The 18,653-nt window shown below is 66.3% G+C and carries 15 protein-coding genes and 3 pseudogenes; 9 read left to right on the forward strand and 9 right to left on the reverse strand.

What is annotated here, in order from left to right; all coding sequences use genetic code 11:
- Positions 1 to 70: 70 nt before the first annotated feature.
- Complete coding sequence (locus ASG92_RS03645) at positions 71 to 259, reverse strand: DUF1508 domain-containing protein (protein ID WP_082579280.1); 189 nt, start codon at positions 257 to 259, stop codon at positions 71 to 73.
- 291 nt (positions 260 to 550) lie between these two features.
- Here ASG92_RS03645 and ASG92_RS03650 point away from each other — a divergent pair, with 291 nt between their 5' ends.
- Positions 551 to 871: a hypothetical protein gene (locus ASG92_RS03650; protein ID WP_157372084.1), complete on the forward strand. Its 321-nt coding sequence runs from the start codon at positions 551 to 553 to the stop codon at positions 869 to 871.
- A gap of 83 nt (positions 872 to 954) precedes the next feature.
- Here ASG92_RS03650 and ASG92_RS03655 read toward each other — a convergent pair whose 3' ends face one another.
- The 4 genes from ASG92_RS03655 to ASG92_RS03670 form a co-directional block, all read right to left on the reverse strand.
- Positions 955 to 3,462 carry an FAD-dependent oxidoreductase gene (locus ASG92_RS03655; RefSeq protein ID WP_056624640.1) on the reverse strand — a complete coding sequence of 836 codons (2,508 nt, stop codon included), beginning with the start codon at positions 3,460 to 3,462 and terminating at the stop codon, positions 955 to 957.
- Between the two features lie 20 nt (positions 3,463 to 3,482).
- Positions 3,483 to 4,367, reverse strand: coding sequence for a formyltetrahydrofolate deformylase (gene purU / locus ASG92_RS03660; RefSeq protein WP_056624688.1), 885 nt, complete (start codon positions 4,365 to 4,367; stop codon positions 3,483 to 3,485).
- A 119-nt stretch (positions 4,368 to 4,486) separates the two neighbouring features.
- Complete coding sequence (locus ASG92_RS03665) at positions 4,487 to 6,403, reverse strand: BCCT family transporter (protein WP_056624642.1); 1,917 nt, start codon at positions 6,401 to 6,403, stop codon at positions 4,487 to 4,489.
- A 34-nt stretch (positions 6,404 to 6,437) separates the two neighbouring features.
- Positions 6,438 to 6,788, reverse strand: a complete 351-nt coding sequence (locus ASG92_RS03670) for a bifunctional 3-phenylpropionate/cinnamic acid dioxygenase ferredoxin subunit (protein WP_056624645.1) — start codon at positions 6,786 to 6,788, stop codon at positions 6,438 to 6,440.
- Between the two features lie 243 nt (positions 6,789 to 7,031).
- Between ASG92_RS03670 and ASG92_RS03675 the strand changes: the two genes are divergently transcribed.
- The 3 genes and pseudogenes from ASG92_RS03675 to ASG92_RS03680 all read left to right on the forward strand — a co-directional run.
- Complete coding sequence (locus ASG92_RS03675) at positions 7,032 to 8,267, forward strand: FAD-dependent oxidoreductase (RefSeq protein ID WP_056624689.1); 1,236 nt, start codon at positions 7,032 to 7,034, stop codon at positions 8,265 to 8,267.
- 195 nt (positions 8,268 to 8,462) lie between these two features.
- Positions 8,463 to 8,522: pseudogene (locus ASG92_RS30230) on the forward strand (hypothetical protein); the annotation flags it as partial.
- 133 nt (positions 8,523 to 8,655) lie between these two features.
- The coding region (locus tag ASG92_RS03680) for an aromatic ring-hydroxylating dioxygenase subunit alpha (RefSeq protein ID WP_240986991.1) at positions 8,656 to 9,774 on the forward strand (1,119 nt) is incomplete at its 3' end.
- 370 nt (positions 9,775 to 10,144) lie between these two features.
- Here ASG92_RS03680 and ASG92_RS03685 read toward each other — a convergent pair.
- Together ASG92_RS03685 and ASG92_RS03690 are read right to left on the reverse strand one after the other, a co-directional pair.
- Entirely contained in the window at positions 10,145 to 10,954 is an 810-nt protein-coding gene (locus ASG92_RS03685) for an IclR family transcriptional regulator (RefSeq protein WP_056624648.1), read from the reverse strand.
- A 151-nt stretch (positions 10,955 to 11,105) separates the two neighbouring features.
- The gene (locus ASG92_RS03690; protein WP_056624651.1) at positions 11,106 to 11,678 is read right to left on the reverse strand and encodes a GNAT family N-acetyltransferase; all 573 of its coding nucleotides are present in this window, start codon (positions 11,676 to 11,678) and stop codon (positions 11,106 to 11,108) included.
- 325 nt (positions 11,679 to 12,003) lie between these two features.
- Here ASG92_RS03690 and ASG92_RS29530 point away from each other — a divergent pair.
- Positions 12,004 to 12,923: pseudogene (locus ASG92_RS29530) on the forward strand (HNH endonuclease); the annotation flags it as partial.
- A 290-nt stretch (positions 12,924 to 13,213) separates the two neighbouring features.
- Here ASG92_RS29530 and ASG92_RS03700 read toward each other — a convergent pair.
- Entirely contained in the window at positions 13,214 to 14,503 is a 1,290-nt protein-coding gene (locus ASG92_RS03700) for a helix-turn-helix transcriptional regulator (protein ID WP_056624690.1), read from the reverse strand.
- Positions 14,504 to 14,690: 187 nt separating this feature from the next.
- Between ASG92_RS03700 and hxlB the strand changes: the two genes are divergently transcribed.
- From hxlB to ASG92_RS03715, 3 genes are all read left to right on the forward strand, one after another.
- Positions 14,691 to 15,293, forward strand: coding sequence for a 6-phospho-3-hexuloisomerase (gene hxlB, locus ASG92_RS03705; protein WP_056624654.1), 603 nt, complete (start codon positions 14,691 to 14,693; stop codon positions 15,291 to 15,293).
- A 50-nt stretch (positions 15,294 to 15,343) separates the two neighbouring features.
- Complete coding sequence (hxlA, locus tag ASG92_RS03710; RefSeq protein WP_056624657.1) at positions 15,344 to 15,967, forward strand: 3-hexulose-6-phosphate synthase; 624 nt, start codon at positions 15,344 to 15,346, stop codon at positions 15,965 to 15,967.
- 596 nt (positions 15,968 to 16,563) lie between these two features.
- Positions 16,564 to 17,106 carry a hypothetical protein gene (locus tag ASG92_RS03715; protein ID WP_056624660.1) on the forward strand — a complete coding sequence of 181 codons (543 nt, stop codon included), beginning with the start codon at positions 16,564 to 16,566 and terminating at the stop codon, positions 17,104 to 17,106.
- 90 nt (positions 17,107 to 17,196) lie between these two features.
- Here the strand turns inward: ASG92_RS03715 and ASG92_RS03720 are convergent, their stop codons facing one another.
- Positions 17,197 to 17,682: a hypothetical protein gene (locus ASG92_RS03720; protein WP_056624662.1), complete on the reverse strand. Its 486-nt coding sequence runs from the start codon at positions 17,680 to 17,682 to the stop codon at positions 17,197 to 17,199.
- A 616-nt stretch (positions 17,683 to 18,298) separates the two neighbouring features.
- On the opposite strand from ASG92_RS03720, the pseudogene ASG92_RS03730 reads away from it, so the two are divergent.
- Positions 18,299 to 18,653: pseudogene (locus tag ASG92_RS03730) on the forward strand (integrase); the annotation flags it as partial.

An 18,653-nucleotide genomic window follows, 5' to 3' on the forward strand; every position in this document is an offset into this window, starting at 1 on the left:
ACGAGCGGAGAGAACCGCCGGAGTGTCGGCAGCCCCGGCTCGCTGGTTTGGATCGAATGTGGAATTTTCTTCAGGGTGTGCCAGTGAGATCCACGATGCCCCCGGTGATTGCTGCTTCCCGCACGGCCCAGATCCCGGCAATTGCGACGTCCTCGTAAGCGTAAGCCACCGAGGTGAGCATCACCTCACCATCGTCTGCGACCAGTCGGAATCTGAAGCAATCGTCCGCGTCCATATACAGTTCGAACAAAGCGGCCATGGGTCGTTCTCCTAACGTGATGCGAATCCTTCACAACGCAGGGTCTTAACCGCATGAAGACTGGATCATGACGGCAGCCGCAGCCCCGTTGACCCTCTTTAGACGACAACGACGGCGACACGCCGGGATAAACCGGCAAGTCCGGAGAGTCGCCGTCGTTTTTTGCAAAGAGGGTCCGGCCGATTTGGGCAAATCCTTGGACCGCCTTGATCAGAAGTTGAGGCACCTTCGCAACACTCGAATAAACGGTTCCGCAATTGGTCCGTGTGTTGGGGGATGGTGCAGGTTCGCATGAGAAGAATTCAAACCGTGGGGAAGCTGCGGGCCGCTGTGTCGAGCAGCCGCGAGCTGCTGATGCAGAGCCCGGAATTCAAACGGCGAGCAGTTCACTGCATGAGGCACTCTTGGAAGATTCACGCCCTTTCCAAGGCACTGGCCCAAGCCCTGGCCGACTCCCGTGAGGCATCCACCTGGCCCGGCCAGCGCCTCGCGGTCAGCTTCCAAATCTCCGAACAGGTCGAACTGCTCACGCAGCGCATCCAGGTCGAAACAGAGGCGGCCGCGGCGAGCTATGCAGCCCTTCGAAACCTCCGCCGCCCAGCGCCGTGCTGACCCTATTTGACGCCAAAACGACGGCGACACCCCGGTAAGTCCGGAGTGTCGCCGTCGTTCTTTGGCAAAGAAGGTCAGGAGCGTCAGCCGCGCAGCCGCTCCATGCCGGGATCGAAGAGCGGCTCGGCGGTGACGGTCGCCGCGATGCGGCCGCCGAAGTATTCGATCTCCACGGAGTCACCGATCCCGACGGCGGCAGGCAGCCAGGCGTAGGCGATCGGCTTGCGCACCGAGTAGCCGTAGGCGGCGCTGGTGACGTAGCCTGCGGCCTCGCCGTTGACGTACACCGGTTCCTTGCCCAGCACAATGGACGTGCCGTCGTCCACGGTCAGGCACCGCAGGGTCCGGGTGGCCGGCTGCTCTTTGCGGGCGGCCAGCGCCTCGCAGCCCACGAAGCCTTCCTTGTCCTTTGCGATGGAGAACCCCAGGCCGGCCTCGTAGGGGTGGTGCTGAGAGGTCATGTCCGTGCCCCACAGCCGGTAGCCCTTCTCGAGCCGCATGCTGTTGAACGCGCCGCGCCCGGCGGCGATGATGCCGTGCTCCTGCCCGGCCTCAAAGAGGAGATCCCAGAGCTTCAGCCCGTACTCCGCCGTGGTGTAGAGCTCCCAGCCGAGCTCGCCCACGTAGGAGAGCCGCATGGCCGTGACCGGGATGCCGCCCACCGAAATTTCCTTGGTCCGGAAGTACTTCAGGCCGTCGTTGGAGAGGTCGTCCCCGCTGACCTTGCCGATCACTTCGCGGGCCAGCGGACCCCACAGCCCGATGCAGCACGTGCTGCCGGTGATGTCGGAGACGTGCACCCACTGGGCAGGGTCCGCGGCCGACTGCTTCCTGGCCTCGACGCGCAGGTAGTCGAAGTCCACGTTGCTGTTCACGCCCAGCTGGAACTGTTCCTCCCCGAGGCGGGCGACGGTCACGTCGCTGCGGATGCCGCCGTCGTGCTCCAGCAGGAGGCAGTACGTCACGGCACCGGGCTTTTTGGTGATGTTGCCGGTGCTGAGCCGGTGCAGCAGGTCCTGGGCGCCGGGACCGGTGACGGCCAGCCGCTTCAGCGGCGTCATGTCGTAGAGCCCGACGGCGGTGCGTGTCTTCCACGCTTCGGCCGCGGAGATGGGGGAGTGGAACATGGCTGACCACTCGTCCCGTTCCGGCGCCTGCCACTCCGCCGGCAGTTCGTCGAGGAGGCCGCGGTTGGCCTCGAACCAGTGCGGGCGCTCCCAGCCGGCGGACTCCAGGAAGAACGCCCCCAGCTCCTTCTGCCGGACGTTGAACGGGCTAACCCGCAGGTCCCGGGGGGATTCCTTGGGCTGCAGCGGGTGCAGGACGTCGTAGATTTCCACGAAGTTCTGCTGGGACGTTTCGCTCACGTACTGGTCGCTGGTCTGGACCTTTTCGAAGCGCGTCAGCTCGCAGCCGTGCAGGTCGGTGCGCGACTGGCCCTCGATGAGCAGCTCCGCCATGGCCCTGGCCACGCCGGCAGAGTGCGTGACCCAGACGGCCTCGGCCACGAAGAAGCCCTCGACGTCGGGGGACTCGCCCATCAGCGGTCCGCCGTCGGGAGTGAAGGAGAAGATGCCGTTGAAGCCGTCCTCGATCTGCGCCCGGTGCAGCGCCGGAAGCAGGTCCTGGCTGTCCTCCCACGACGGAGCGAAATCTTCGAGGGTGAAGTCGAGCCGGGACGGCATGCGGTGATCGGACATCTCGTCGGCGCCGACGCGCGGCAGCTGCGCCATGTCGACGGGCATGGGGCGGTGGGCGTAGCTGCCGATGCCGATGCGGTCGCCGTGCTCGCGGTAGTACAGGTCTTTGTCCTGGTAGCGCAGGATGGGCAGCCGGGCGCCGTTGGGCAGCTCGTTCCGGCCCTTCAGCTCCGGAAGCGACGTGGTCTTCACATACTGGTGGGCCAGGGGCAGCAGCGGCACCTTCATGCCCACCATCTTGCCGAGCTCGCGGCCCCAGAACCCGGCGCAGGACACCACGATGTCCGCCGGGATCACGCCGTCGGCCGTTTCGACGCCGGTGACCTTGCCGCCGGTCTGTTCGATGCCGGTCACGGTGGTGGAACCGAGGTACGTGACGCCGGCTTCGCGGGTGCGGCTGATGAGCAGCTGGACGGCGCGGGCCGCGGCGGCGAGGCCGTCGGTGGGAACGTAGAGGCCGCCGAGGACCTCGTTGCCGTTCGCCAGCGTTCCGGAGTTCAGCAGCGGGTAGTGCTTCTCGCACTCGTCCGGGTCGATGATCCGGCCTTCGATGCCCCAGGAGGTGGCGTATCCCAGCTTGCGCTTGAGGTCCTGCAGCCGGTTCTCGGTGGTGGCCAGTTCGAGCCCGCCCAGCTGGCTGAAGCAGGACACTCCGTCGGCGCTGAGGGAGAGCAGCTTTTCCACCGTGTAGCTGGCGAACTCCGTCATGGTCTTGGACGGGTTGGTCTGGAAGACCAGGCCGGGGGCGTGGGAGGTGGAGCCGCCGGCGAGTTCGAGCGGGCCCTGCTCGACGACGGTGATGCTGTTCCAGCCCCGGCTGGCGAGTTCATCCGCAAGGTTGGTGCCGACGATGCCGGCGCCGATGATGACGACGCGTGGTGATGCGCTCATAAGTGTTCTCCTGGTTCGCGTTAGCGGAATACGACGGTGCGGGTGTTGTTGAGCAGGACGCGGTGCTGGCAATGCCACTTCACGGCCCGGGACAGGGCCTGCGATTCGGCGTCCCGGCCCACGGTTACCAGGGCGTCCGGATCCAGACTGTGGTCCACCCGGAAGACTTCCTGCTCGATGATGGGCCCCTCGTCCAGCTCCGGGGTGACGTAGTGTGCAGTGGCCCCGACGAGTTTCACGCCGCGGTCGTAGGCCTGGTGGTACGGCTTGGCGCCCTTGAAGCCGGGCAGGAAGGAGTGGTGGATGTTGATGGCACGGCCGCGCAGCTCAGTGCACAGCCCGTTGGACAGCACCTGCATGTAACGCGCCAGGACCACCAGGTCGGCGTCGTATTCTGCGATGAGTTCCAGCAGGCGGGCCTCGGCCTCCGGCTTGGTGGCGGCCGTGACGGGCACGTGGATGAAGGGCAGCCCGGCGGCTTCGGCCATGGCGCGCAGGTCCTCGTGGTTGGAAACCACGACGGCGATCTCCGCACCGAGGCTGCCGGCCCGCCAGCGGAAGATCAGGTCATTGAGGCAATGGCCGAACTTCGACACCATGACCAGCAGCCGCTGGGGCCGGCCGTCGTGGATGGTGAAGTGCATGCCGAATTCGCCGGCCGTCGCCGCGAATTCGGCGGTGAGGCCCTCCGCGGTGACAGCCTGCTGGTTGAGCTCGTCGAAACCGCCCCCTCCGGTGAATGCCGTCCGCAGGTAAAGGTTGCCGCTGACGTGGTCGTCGAACTGCTGGTGCTCCACGATGTCGAAGCCGCGGTCGGCCAGGAAAGCGGTGACCGCCCGGACGATGCCCGGCCGTTCGGGGCAGGCCAGGGTGAGGACGAATTCGGCGGTGCGGGCCTCGGATATCGATTGCGTGGCAGCGGCCTCGGCCGTAACGGCTGTAGCTGCAGCGGCCGGAGTTGCAACGGCGCCCACGGGGCGGCTTTCAAGAACTGTGGTCACGATGGTCTCCTGGTTGGTGGCGACTAGTTGGTGGCGACGGCGTCGGCGGCGTCGCTGGATTTGGCGTCGCCGGGGCAGCGCGTGTCCTCGGCACAGCGTCCGTCGCATTCATGTTTGGTCACGAGATCGAACTGGACGCCTCCGTGCTGTTCCACGCCGGTGCGGATGGCGCGTTCGACGACGGTGGTGGCCAGCCGCTGCCGCAAGGCCAGCGGATCGCGGCGCAGGTCACGGGCCAGTGCGACGCATAGCAGCAGCATGACCAGCACGAAGGGCAGGGCGGCCACGATCGTGATGCGCTGCAGGCCGGACAACGCCTCGGACGGCTCATCTCCGCCGGCAAGGAGCATCACGGCTGCCACTCCACCGGTCAGCAGACCCCAGAAGATCACCAGCCCGCGGCGGGGTTCGCTGGCTCCGTTGGAGCTCAGGGAGGCCATGATGATGGAGGCTGAGTCCGCTCCGGTGATGAAGAAGATTGCCACCAGGACCATGGCCAGGACGATGACTGCGGCGGTGGCCCAAGCGGGCATGTTCAGGTTCTTGATCAGGTCGAAGAGGGCGCCGTCGAAGGATATGGAGGGCGCGCCGTCGACCATTTTCACGAGGCCGTCGGCCGGGTTCTCCGTCTTGTCGGCTGCCTGCTGGATGCCGAACGCAGTGCCGCCGAAGATGCCGAACCAGATCACACTGACAATGCTTGGAACCAGCAGTACTCCGGTGACAAACTGCCGGATGGTGCGTCCCCGGCTGATGCGGGCGATGAACATCCCAACAAACGGTGTCCAGGACAGCCACCAGGCCCAGTAGAAAATGGTCCAGCTGGACATCCAGCTCCGCAGTGCCTCGTCTCCCACGGCTTCTGTCCGGGAGGACATTTCCGCCAGGTCCCTGGCATAGTCCCCGACCGCGGCGGGGATCAGGTTCAGGATAAAGAGGGTGGGGCCGGCCACGAACACAATGAGGGCCAGGACCACGGCCAGGACCATGTTGATGTTGGACAGCCACTGGATGCCCCGGCTGATGCCGGATACCGCGGAGGCGACGAAGCAGGAAGTCAGGATGGCGACGATCACCACGAGCACAGGGGTGCCGACTTCCCCGACCCAGCCGTTGGACGTCAGGCCGCTGCCGATCTGCAGGGCACCCAGGCCCAACGATGCAGCGGTGCCGAACAGCGTGGCGAAAATGGCCAGGATATTGATGAACTTGCCGACGGGCCCCTCAACCATCCTGATGCCGAAGAGCGAGGTGAAGGCCGCGGAGATGAGCTGCTTGCGGCCCAGGCGGTAGGTGCCGTAGGCCATGGCGATGCCAACCACGGCGTACATGGCCCAGGGGTGCAGGGTCCAGTGGAAGATGGAGGTGGCCATGGCCGTCTGGATTGCTGCGGGTGTCCGTCCGTCCACGGTTCCGGGCGGCGGCGAGATGTAGTGGTAGAGGGGTTCGGCCACGCCGTAGAACATGAGCCCGATGCCCATGCCGGCGGCAAACATCATGGCTACCCAGGAGATGGTGCGGAATTCGGGCTTTTCGCCGTCCTTGCCCAGCGGGATGTTGCCGAACTTGCCGAGGGCCAGCCACAGGACAAAGACCACGAAGAGCGAAGCCAGGACCATGAAGAGCCAGCCGGTGTACTCCATGACCCAGTCGAGAACGCTCTGCGACGTGGCAGAGAGGCTGTCCGTTCCGAGGAAGCCCCAGATCACGAAGGCGACGGCGAATGCGCCGGTGATCCCGAAGGTGGCCTTGTCGAGTGTGAGCTTGCGGTTGCGGCGTTCCGTCACGGCCCGCTCGGTCTTGGTCTGACGCAGTTCCTGCAGGAGCTGCTCACAGTCCTCCGCGTCCAGGACGGCTGCGGGAGGGAGGGAATCCGGGGCAGCAATGTCGCTGTCTGAGCCGATATCGCTGTTCAAGTCAATGTCACTGTTCAATGCCATGAGGAAGTCCTTTGTTCGGATTCATGGGCTGGTGCTAGACGTGGCCGTCCACTGTCAGGCCAGGGGGGAGGTTCGGAACCTCTTCGGATTCGGTGATCATGATGTCGCCGTCGATCACCGAGACTTCGTGGGAGCGGACCGGCAGCTTGGCCGGCGGGGCGTCGACGCTTCCCGTGCGCAGGTTGAACCTGGAGGCGTGCAGCGGGCATTCGACCCAGCAGTCCTCCACCCAGCCGTCGGCCAGGGAAGCGTCCTGGTGCGTGCACGTGTCGTCAATGGCAAAGAGTTCGCCCTCTTCGGTGTGGAAGACGGCGATGGGCGGCGACGTATTCAGCCGCAGGGCTTCCCCGGGTGCCAGTTCGCTGAGCGGGCATGCCTTGTGCATGGAGGGACCTCTTCTTCGTTCGGGGATCCTGCGCAACTGCCGGGCGTTGTTCCGCAGGGATCAACAGCAATCGCAATAAGCAACAGAGTGGGGTAGCTCGCAGGGGTTGTCAAGACTTTTCTTCTCTATTGCGGGCCCTTGTCTTCTTGGCGGGAAGACCCTTGACAGTGCCCGTGGCATAGATCACGCTGTTGCATATAGCGATTGTTGTTGCGTAAGAAGCAATTGAAAGGGGGCGTCGAAGTGCAGACGCTTGCGATTGTGGGAGCTTCCCTGGCCGGTCTTTCGGCCGCGCGGGCAGCCCGCGCCCAAGGCTTCACCGGACGGCTGGTCATCATTGGCGATGAGCCGCACCGTCCGTACGACCGGCCGCCGCTGTCCAAGGACTTCCTGCTCGGTGCCATCACTGCCGAGGACCTCTTCCTGGAGGCCGACGCCGACGAGCTGCAGGCTGAATGGCTGCTGGGCGCCGGGGCTGCTTCCTTGGACGCAGATTCGCGGACCATCGTCCTTGAGGACGGGCGCACCGTGCAGGCGGACGGGATTGTCATTGCCACCGGAGCCCGGGCACGTCAGCTGCCTACCCTGGCCGGCCTGAGCAATGTGTTCTCGCTCCGGACCCTCGCCGACGCGCAGAGCCTCGCCCCGGAGCTGGTGCCCGGAAGCAGGATGGCCGTCATCGGTGCCGGCTTCATCGGCGCCGAGGTCGCCTCCGCCGCGGCGTCCCGCGGCATGGAGGTCACGATGATCGACACCAAGCCCGTGCCCTTCGCCGCCCAGCTCGGAACGGAAATGGGCGCCGTCGTCGCCGGACTGCACGCAAGCAACGGCGTGGAGCTCATTTCGTCGGCAACTATTGCGGACTTCTACAGCGGCGAAGGCAACGTCACCGGAATGCGGCTGGGCTGCGGACGCTACGTACCTGCCGACGTCGTGGTGGTGGGCATCGGCGCCGAGCCCAACACCAGCTGGCTGGCCGGATCGGGAATCGAGCTCGACGGCGGAGTCCTGTGCGACGCCATGGGCCGCACCAATATTCCGGGAATCGTGGCGGTGGGGGACTGCGCGGCCTGGTTCGACGACGCCGTCGGGACCCACCGCCGGATTGAGCACTGGACCGGGGCCCTGGAGCGCGCCGCCCTCGCCGTCCAGGCGCTGCTGGACGAGGACGCCCCGCAGCAGCCGGTGAAAGCTCCCTACTTCTGGTCCGACCAGCACGGCGTCAAGCTGCAGTTCGCCGGGCACTCGGCAGGCCATGACCGGCTGGAGATCGAGGCGGGGGACCCCGCTACTCACAGCTTCCTGGCCGTGTACTACCGCGAAGATGCCCCGGTGGCCGTGCTTGGCATGAACCAGCCACGGCTGTTCACCAAATGGCGTCGCGGCCTCGCGGCACCCGCCCGGCCGCTCGGCCGGCCCAGCGGGCAGGCCGCCTGTTCGGACGCATCCGCACTGGTGGGGGCCGCCGTCGTGTCCTGATAACCCTGCTCCCAAGAGCTGTACCTGAAACCCCGTCCCTACAATTCTGGCTTTCGTTTGTTTTGATCTGTTGTTCGTTAGGAGGACAAGTTGTCTGTTGAGGTAAGTGCCCCGAGTCTGATTCCCACCCTGCCCGGTTACACCTATGTGGATGAGGCCGTGTTCCGGGCCGAGCAGGAGCGGATCTTCGAGCAGATGTGGTTCTGCGCCGTACGTTCTGCCGACCTCGACAAGCCGGGTGCCTGGCGGACGGTACAAGTRGGGCGGGAGAGCGTGCTGATCAGCCGCACCCGCAAGGGCGGAATCCGGGCGTTCTACAACGTGTGCCGGCACCGCGGCGTCAAGCTGTGCATGGAGGAACAGGGCGAAACTGCGCGGGCGGGAGAGCGTGCTGATCAGCCGCACCCGCAAGGGCGGAATCCGGGCGTTCTACAACGTGTGCCGGCACCGCGGCGTCAAGCTGTGCATGGAGGAACAGGGCGAARCTGCGCGCTCCTTCCAGTGCCCGTACCACGCCTGGACGTACGACTTCGAGGGCAAGCTCATCGCGGCCCCCAACCTGACCAAGATGCCGGACATCGACCGGGACGAGTACGGACTGGTGAAGGTCCACATCCGCGAGTACCTGGGGTACGTGTGGGTGTGCCTGGCCGATGAACCGCCGTCGTTCGAGGAAGAGGTCATGGGCGCCATCGAGGAGCGGCTCGGCGACCTGCGCGCGATCGAGGGCTACGACGTCGCCAACCTCAGCCTGGGGCGCCGGATCCGCTACGACGTGAAGGCGAACTGGAAGCTCATCATCGAGAACTTCATGGAGTGCTACCACTGYGCCACCATCCACCCCGAGCTGACGGAGGTCCTTCCCGARTTCGCCGACGGCCTGGCCGCGCAGTATTTCGTSGGCCACGGCGCGGAGTTCGGCGAGGACATCAAGGGYTTCACCGTGGACGGTTCSGAGGGGCTGGACCTGATCCCCGGCGTGAGCGAGGACCAGGACCGCCGGTACTACGCCATCACCATCAAGCCCACCGTGTTCGTGAACCTGGTTCCGGACCACGTCATCATCCACCGCATGTTCCCCATGGCCGCGGACCACACSATCGTTGAGTGCGACTGGCTGTACGTCCCCAGCGTCGTGGAGAGCGGCAAGGACGTCAGCGCCTCCGTGGAGCTGTTCCACCGCGTCAACCAGCAGGACTTCGACGCCTGCGAGCGGTGCCAGCCGGCCATGGGATCGAAGGTCTACGCCAAGGGCGGCGTCCTGGTCCCGAGCGAGCACCACATCGGCGCCTTCCACGACTGGGTCCAGGAGAAAGTGGGGGACGTCAGAGAACTTGCGCCCCGATCTGCGCCGTCGGTGCCGTCTCCTTGCGAAGTAGGCGAAGGTCAGATGCGGAGGCCGCAGGACAGGATCGGGATCGACGATGAAATGCCGCCGGTTGATGAAAAGCAGCCCGGCGATGACGAACGGCACAGTGACCATATCATTAAACTTGACCGCAATTTCNGCGAGCTCATGGCCTCCGCAGCCGGCCATGGGATCGAAGGTCTACGCCAAGGGCGGCGTCCTGGTCCCGAGCGAGCACCACATCGGCGCCTTCCACGACTGGGTCCAGGAGAAAGTGGGGGACATCAAGCCCGCGAGCTGAGTCCCGCGCTCCTGAGCGAGACGCTGGCGGCTTCGCCGGGCAACGGCCCTTCGCCGTCGCTTAGACACGGCCGAAAGGCGTCACTGCGGTCGCTGCGCGACCTCCGTGACGCGTTCGACCGCGATGCGCTCCTACGCGAAGGACCGCAGCCCGGCTTGAGGGCCAGTTTCCGGTGACGCTGCTGGTTGAGCTTGTCGAAACCCAGGTTTCGGCAGGCTCAACCGGCGTTTAACGCCGCGTGTAGCCCATTTTCGCGCTGATCTGCAGTCCTGCCTGTTTCAGCGTCTCGAGGAGGCCCGGCGCCGTCTCGGGATCAAAGCGGAAGGCCGGGCCGGAAATGCTGACCGCGCCGATCACGGCACCAACATGGTTGTACACCGGCACGGCCATCGAGTTGAGCCCGATTTCGAACTCTTCCCGGACCACGCCGTAGCCGTCGCGGGCGACGTCGAGAAGCTGGTTTTCCAGCTTGTTCCGGTTGGTGATGGTCCGGGGAGTCCGGGCCGGGAGCCCGGTTTCTTTTAGAATGCGGTCCCGATCGTCCGCGGACAGGGCTGCGAGCAGGACCTTTCCGCTGGACGTGGCGTGAAGCGGCGTCAGGCTGCCCACCCAGTCGTAGGTGGCCAGCGTGGACGGCCCCATGGCCTGGTCGACGTTGACGGCGTAGTTGGACCGCAGCACGGCAAGGTTCACCGTCTCCTTGTACTCCTCGGCCAGGCTTTCCAGGACCGGGCGGGCCTCCCGGACGAGGCTCAGCCGGCCGGGGATGGAGCTTGCCAGCCGCAGGATGCCGAACCCCAGCTGGTATTTTCCCCGCTCGCTGTTCTGGTGGACCATTTCCCGGCTGACCAATGAGCCCAGCAACCTGGAGACGGTGGACTTGTGGATGCCCATTTCCTCGGCGATTTCGCTCACGCCCGCATGGCCGTCCCGGGCAAGAATTTCCAGGACTGCAAGCGCCCGGTCCACGGACTGGACGCCTCCGTGCTGCCCGCCCTCAGCATCGACATCAGATTCAGGGTCACTGTTCGAAGCCATGATTCATACTCTCAGGTAGTTTCTGCGGCTTTGCTTACCCGCCACAAGGCCGCCTGTAGCGTCCTCTCGGTTAGATCCACATTCCGATCCTAGACCCGGAGGTGTGACGGAGCCGACATTGCGTTAAGCGGGTTAACGCAGCGCCGTGTAATCACCGCAGGTCACGGCGCATGAGCACGCGGGGGAAGCCGTTGATCACGGAGTCGGTGTCCGCGGCCTTGACGAACCCGGCCCGTTCGAAGAGCTTGCGGGTGCCAACATAGGCCATTGTGAGGTCGACGCGCTTGCCCTGGTTATCGACGGGGTAGCCCTCGAGGGCAGGCGCGCCGTGCTGGCGGGCGAAATCGACGGCACCCTTCAGCAGCTGATGGGAGATTCCCTCGCGGCGATGCCCGGGCCGCACCCGAATGCACCAAACCGACCACACTTCGAGGTCGTCCACGTGGGGAATCTTGCGGTTGCGGGCAAAGCTGGTGTCGGCGCGCGGATGGACGGCCGCCCAGCCCACCACCTCGTCGCCGTCGTACGCGAGCACCCCCGGCGGTGGATCCTGCCCCACCAGTTGCTCCACCAGTTCCCCGCGCTCAGTGCCGCGCAACTGCAGGTTCTGCTTGGAGGGGATGCGGTAGCTCAGGCACCAGCACACGTTCGCGTCGGGCCTTTTGGGCCCCACCATTGTTTTCATATCTTCGAACTGCGTCGCCGGACGAATCTCGATCGCCATGCCGCCACCCTGTCACCGGTCTGCCGGTCCGGCAAGGGGCAGCTCGCGGCCAGCGGTTGGAACCGCCCGCCGCCCGCTGGTGCCGCATCGGCCCAAGAATGTCAGACCCCCTTGGAAGACTGTGTCCATGGACAGCATTCGGGAATCAGAGCTGACACTGGCGGCGGCGCCACGCCGCGGCGCTCTTCCCGGTGCAGCATTTCCCGGTTCCGCTGACCCGAACGCCGCTGACCCGAACGCCGGCGTGCAGGACCTGATCGCCGCGGCGGGTTCGCTGCAACTTTGTGCTGACAGCGCCGGGCTGATTGACCAGCTGCGCGGCCTCGAGGACCTCAAATGCCTCGTCGCCGACGAGCTCTCTGCGGACGCCGGCACGTTCGCCGGGGCCGGGGACCGGGCAATCCTCGCCGCGGCCCGGGCTGCGTCATACCGCAGGGATCCGCGCTCCGTAACTGACCGGGCCAGCCATGCCGCCATCGAGCGGCATGTCAGCCTGCGCCCGGCACCGGACACCATGACTTACCTGACCGCCCTGCTCCCTGTGGCCGCGGGCGTCGCCGTGCACGCAGCGCTCAGCCGGCACGCCGACACACTCCACTCGGACGGAGACCCGCGCTCCCGCGCCCAGATCATGGCTGATGCCTTGGTCGAACGGACCACTGGAACACCCGGGGGCATCTCGGGCGTCGAGATCCAGCTCATCATGACCGACCGCACACTCTTCCAAGGAGAGAGCGAACCTGCCCGGCTACCCGGGTACGGCATCATCCCGGCTGGCTGGGCGCGCAGCGTCCTCACCCCGGGACAGTGCCAGCATGACTACCTCGACACAACCAACACAACGGGCGGCGGTACTCGACGGGCGGCGGTACTCGACCCGGCCCGAAGGAGCTCAGAACATGGCTCCGCCGGCTATACACGGCCCCCGAGACCGGCGACCTCATCGCCATGGACTCCCGAGCGCGCCTTTTTCCAGCCCGGCTCCGCCGCTTCATCCACGCCCGCGATGACACCTGCCGCACCCCGTACTGCGACGCCCCGATCCGCCATCACGACCACGTCGTCCCGTGGCACACCGGCGGAACGACCGACCTGGGCAACAGCGCAGGTCTCTGCGAGGCATGCAACCACACCAAAGAAACACCCGGCTGGAGGGCCTCTCCCCGGCCCGGACCGCGGCACACCATCGAACTCCGCACCCCCACCGGCCACAGCTATCACTCCACGGCACCTCCGCTGCCCGGAACCAGCCAACCCGGAACCAGTCAGCCAGGAACCAGCCGACCGGAACAGCCAGCCCCATCCGCGCAACCGGCTAAGCCGCAACGGGCATCTCGCAGACGCGGAATCGGGCCACCGGCGCGACGGAGCAATGCGCCGCCAGAGCCAATGCCGGAAAGTCCCGGGTCCCGCGGCTCCTACCCGGCCAAGGTGCGTCTCCGGTGGCCGGTGGCCGGAAAGCTGAGGGAGCCGCGAACACCTGATCCGAGTGACCGGCTGCCCTCAGCGGTGACCAGCGGTCCCGGCTCGAGTCCTTAGCGCAGGCCGTTGCTGTGGGCGAGCGCAATGGCCTCGGTCCGGGACGACGCCCCGATCTTGCGGAAAATGTTCCGGAGATGGAACTTCACGGTGTTCTCGCTGATGTGCAGCTTCCCCGCGATGGCGCGGTTGCGCTGCCCGGCGGCCAGCAGCTGGAGCACCTCCAGTTCCCTCTCGCCGAGCTTCCATTCCGCGACGTCGGCCAGCTGACGCGCCGGTGGATCGAGGGGGAGGGATACGGCGACGTCGGCACCCCAGCCGGACATCACGTCGACCGAAAAGCGGCCGTCCAGGGCCTCCACGCGCTGGACGAGCCGTGCGATATTGGGCGCTTCCGCGGACAGCTCGCCGAGGCCGTCGTCGCGGACATTGATCAGGAGGTTCTCGCCGTCGCAGTCCCACTGGGTCCGGATGCGGCGGACCTTCGGCTGGTCCACCATGGCGAGGACCACTCCCCGGACGATGGCCCGCGCGGCGTGGGCCACCTCTCCGGGCAGGGCACGGCCGTTGACGGGCGGTTCGATGAACTGGACGTCGATCCCGCTGAAATTCATGAGCGGCCTGAGGTCGTCGCGCAGGCGCTGGAAAGCCGTGGCGACCGGTTCCTCCACCAGGTCCGTGGTGCGGTCGTTGAGCGTGCGCAGGCCCACGAGGGCCTTGGCGGCGACGTCCGTGGCGGACTTGCGGGCCGCTTCGTCGCCCAATGCCGGTGACCGCAAGGCGGCGAGCAGGGTCTCCAGCGTGGTGGAGTGCCGGTCGACGAGCTCGGCCGTCACCCTGACCCGCTCGGCCGAGGCCGCGCGGGATTCAATGAGGTACGACGGCGGCGCATCGGCCACCTTTTCCCTGATGCGGTCTGCTGCGAGCTTCCACAGGTAGCGGACCACCCATTGCGCCTCCGCCTTGTCCGCGGGATCCGGCAGGGGCTGCGGATTGGCGAGGACCAGCAGCGCGTTGCTGGGTGAGGACAACGCGAGGACCGGGCGTTCCTCGCCGCCCAGCACGGCGTGCCCCTGCCACAGCTCGACGTCGGAGCTGTCGCGGCCGGGCAGTGACGCCCGGATGTGGTCGAGTTCGGCGATGGACACCCGGCTGATGATGGCCTCGTCGCCGGCTTTCTTCTGCGGCCGGCCGGTGCAGTCCTCGGTGAAGATCACCAGGGCGCTGCTGCCCAGGTAGGGGAGGAGGGCCTCCCTGAGGCGCTGGGCAATGTCGGCCAGCGGCGCCGCGGAGAGGGCGGCAATGTCCTCCAGCAGTGGCCGGACCGCCTGCACCAACTCGGGCAGGTCCAGCCGCGGAGCGGAGAGCGCGGGCGCGGTTTCGACGGGTGTGGTCACCTGCCCCAGTTTACGGCGTTCAGACGGCTTGCCTACCCTTTCGGGTAGTAACAACCGCCCGATGATGGCGTTTTGCCTACCTTTCAGGCAGGTCAGGATGAATAGGTAACGACTTTCTTGAAGGAGGTACACGCCAATGAGCGTCATCGCAGAAACCGATCCGGCCGCCCTGGCCGGCACGTCCCGGGCCTTTAGCCAGAACCTGCTTCTCATCCAGGACGAGGTCGCAGAGGCCGCCGGCGGAGTGGATCCGGAACAGGTCGCCGAGCTTGCGTCCGAACTCAGGCTGGCCGGCAGGATCTTCGTCACGGGAGCCGGGCGCAGCGGCCTGGTGCTGAAGATGGCGGCCATGCGGCTGATGCATCTGGGCCTGACGGTGCACGTCGTCGGAGAGACCACAGCCCCGGCCATCCGTTCCGGCGACCTGCTGCTCGCGGCCTCCGGGTCCGGCACCACGGCCAGCGTGGTCACGGCCGCGGAAACCGCGGCCGCCCAAGGTGCCCGGGTTGCCGTCTACACCACCAACGCCGGTTCCCCGCTCGCGGAGGTGGCCTCCGCCGTCGTACTGATCCCGGCAGCGCAGAAGACGGACCACCGTTCCGGGGTGTCCCGCCAGTATTCGGGAAGCCTCTTCGAGCAGGTGCTGTTCGCCGTCACCGAGGCCGTCTTTCACGGCCTCTGGGACGACGCCGCGGCAACCCCCGAGGAACTGTGGCTTCGCCACGCGAACCTCGAATAGCCCCCATTTCACCCCTAACCAACACCAAGAACCCAGGAAAGAGACCCCACATGAAACTGCAAGTCGCCATGGATGTCCTCACCGTCGAAGCCGCCCTCGAGCTCGCCGGGAAGGTGGCCGAATACGTCGACATCATCGAGCTCGGAACGCCGCTGGTGAAGAACGCAGGGCTGGCGGCCGTGGCCGCCGTCAAGACCGCGCACCCGGACAAGATCGTGTTCGCCGACATGAAGACCATGGACGCCGGCGAACTGGAGGCCGAGATCGCCTTCAATGCCGGCGCGGACCTCGTCTCCGTCCTGGGCAGCGCGGATGACTCCACCATTGCCGGCGCCGTCAAGGCCGCCAGGGCGCACAACAAGGGCATCGTGGTGGACCTGATCGGAGTCCGGGACAAGGTGGCCCGCGCCAAGGAAGCCCGCGCCCTCGGAGCCAAGTTCGTCGAGTTCCACGCCGGCCTGGACGAGCAGGCCAAGCCCGGCTACAACCTCAACGTGCTGCTCAGCGCCGGCGAGGAGGCCCGGGTTCCGTTCTCCGTGGCCGGTGGCGTGAACATCTCCACCATCGAGGCGGTGCAGCGGGCCGGCGCCGACGTGGCCGTCGTCGGCGGCTCCATCTACGGCGCCGACGATCCCGCGCTGGCTGCCAAGGAGCTGCGCGCCGCGATCATCTAGCAGAGGCATCCGGCAGGCGCGCCGGCGCCTGCCGAGTTCCGGGAAACGCCGACGGCGGTCCGCACCTCTTCGGTGTGGGCCGCCGTTCTGGTGCGGCGCACCGTCGTTCACTCAAGGCCGTTCCTTCCCGGACGACGTCGTGCCACACTGTATGAACTATCGAATGGCTGGGGGATCCAAGTCAGGAGATTGTCATGAGCGTTCTGATCCACACCCGCACTTCAGACAGTCGGCGGGCGGTGAGCAACTCATGATGGTCGGTTGGGCCTACCTCGCGGCGGCAATCATGACCGTTGACTCGCTCCTGCTGGGGTTGCTGCTGTTGAACTTGGAGTGGCCGAAACGCCGGAAGTGAGCCGGTGAGGGCTGGGCCCCGGACTACGTAGGCTTCTACCTGCGCCCTGGCCGTCGGCCGCTGGCGCCATCTTTGGCTGCCGGCGTTTCCGCCGTCTTAAGGTGACGGGATGACACTCACAGCTTCCTGACAGTTTCCGAACAGCGGTGCCATATCCCGCTGCCGCATCTTTGTGTGAGGGGGCTGAACCAGACGCCCTTAGCCACAAGCCGTTTCGCACGGCGGATCGAGGAGACACAGCATGTCACGAACGAAGAGAATCACGCTCGGCGTTGCGGCCGGAGCCTTGGCACTGGGCGCCGGACTGGGAGTCACCGGCATGGCCTCCGCAGCCACCACCCCAACCCCCACCGCGAGCGCCAGTGCATCGGCGGACAGCACCGCGCCCGCGGACGGCATGCGGGGCGGCCACAAGGGGGACCGCGGCCAGATCGCTGCGGACCTCGCCTCAAAGCTCGGCGTCGAGGAGGCCAAAGTGACCGAGGCGCTCCAGGCGTTCCGGGATGCCAACAAGCCCACGACGCCGCCTGCCGAGGGCGCCAAGCCGGACCGTTCCGCCATGGACGCGGCGATGGCCAAGTCCCTCGCGTCCGCACTCGGCGTCGAGGAGGCCAAGGTCACTGCGGCGCTGACGGAAATCCGCACCGCTGCCCAGGCGGAGCGCGCGGCCGCCCTGAAGACCAAGCTGGACTCGGCAGTCACCGACGGCACCCTGACCCAGGCTGAAGCCGATGCCGTCACGAAGGCCGTGGAAAAGGGAGTGATCGGCGGAGGCGGCCACTAGGCACCGACGCAGCCGGCACGTGCCGGCCGAACAAAGTAATCCCCCGGGGAGCAGTTCACAGTCCCGGGGGATTCGCTCTTAAGATCCGTTCTAACCCTGCTCCAGAACCACCGTCCAGCTGCCGCCGCTCCTTACCGAGGCGCACTTGAACTGCTGAGGCGCGGCGCTGCCGGCGTCAGTGTAAGTGCCTGTGGTTTCGAAGCGGCCGCCTGTCGGCTTGGCGGCGGACTTGGTGCCGGGCTGGATCGCGGCGGTGGGGTACTTCTCGGTGAGCCGCATTTCGCAGACCGTGTTTGCTTCATCCAGGAGCTCCGCTTCCTGTGGGTTAACCGCGTCCTGGCTGGCCAGGGTGGTCGGTTTGTCGGAGCTCGCCGGATCGCTGGCAACGGGGTCGGGCGACTGGGAAGCCGTTGCACTTACCGTTGCGGCGGTTTCCTGGCCTGCCCGGGGGGCCACCGAAACGGCGACGGCAATGCCGGCCAGGATCACCACCACCGCAGCCAAGGCAGCAAGAAGGAGCCTGCGGCGGGAGTTCTGAGGGCTGGGTTCAACGGAAGGGCTGGGTTCATCGGACACGGCGGCCTCTTTCAGAACGCTGGACAGGCATCGAAGGGACGGTGCCTGTCCCGGCTGTCACCCTCATTGGCGGCGGACGTTTCTCGCAGAATAGCCGCCGGCGCGGCCTTCAACAAGGGCGCGACGAGACTCACCAATAGTGCTCGCGAAACGGGGTGCATGCCTCATTTGAGAAACGCTCGCGAAATCACGGGCCGCTACGGGCACGGCGGTGACGATGAGGGATGGTCGACGAGACTCACCAATAGTGCTCGCGAAACGGGGTGCATGCCTCATTTGAGAAACGCTCGCGAAATCACGGGCCGCTACGGGCACGGCGGTGACGATGAGGGATGGACCTGTCGATGGCAACGCGTAGGGAAATCACGAAGAAGTACGCAGCCGATTATGCGAAGTCGTCGAAGCATGCCAAGGGATTGGTTCTGGACGAGCTGGTYGCCGTYACGGGGTGGTCCAGGGCCAACGCCCGTCGGGCACTGTCCACGGCGCGTAAGCGGAAGGGCCCGGCGAAAGCGGTGGCGCGCAAGCCTCGGGGACGGACCTACGGCTATGACACCCTGAAGGTCCTGATCAGTGTGTGGCGGATCGCCGGGATGCCNAGGGCCCGGCGAAAGCGGTGGCGCGCAAGCCTCGGGGACGGACCTACGGCTATGACACCCTGAAGGTCCTGATCAGTGTGTGGCGGATCGCCGGGATGCCWTCGGGTAAGTATCTGGCCGCGACCATGGACCTCTGGTTGCCCAAGCTCCAGACCTTCGGGGAACTCGACGCGAAGAGGCTGACCCCGGCTGTCAGAACACAGCTGACGCAGGTCTCCGGGGCCACGATCGACCGGCTCCTSAAGCCCACCAARGACGCGGACAGACCCAAAGGGCTCTCCGCGACCAAAGCCGGGCCGCTGCTGCGCAACTCCATCACGGTCCGCAAGGCCGGGGACGAACACGAACAGGCACCCGGGTTCATCGAAGCGG

This window comes from Arthrobacter sp. Soil736 (assembly GCF_001428005.1).
Taxonomy (GTDB): Bacteria; Actinomycetota; Actinomycetes; order Actinomycetales; family Micrococcaceae; genus Arthrobacter.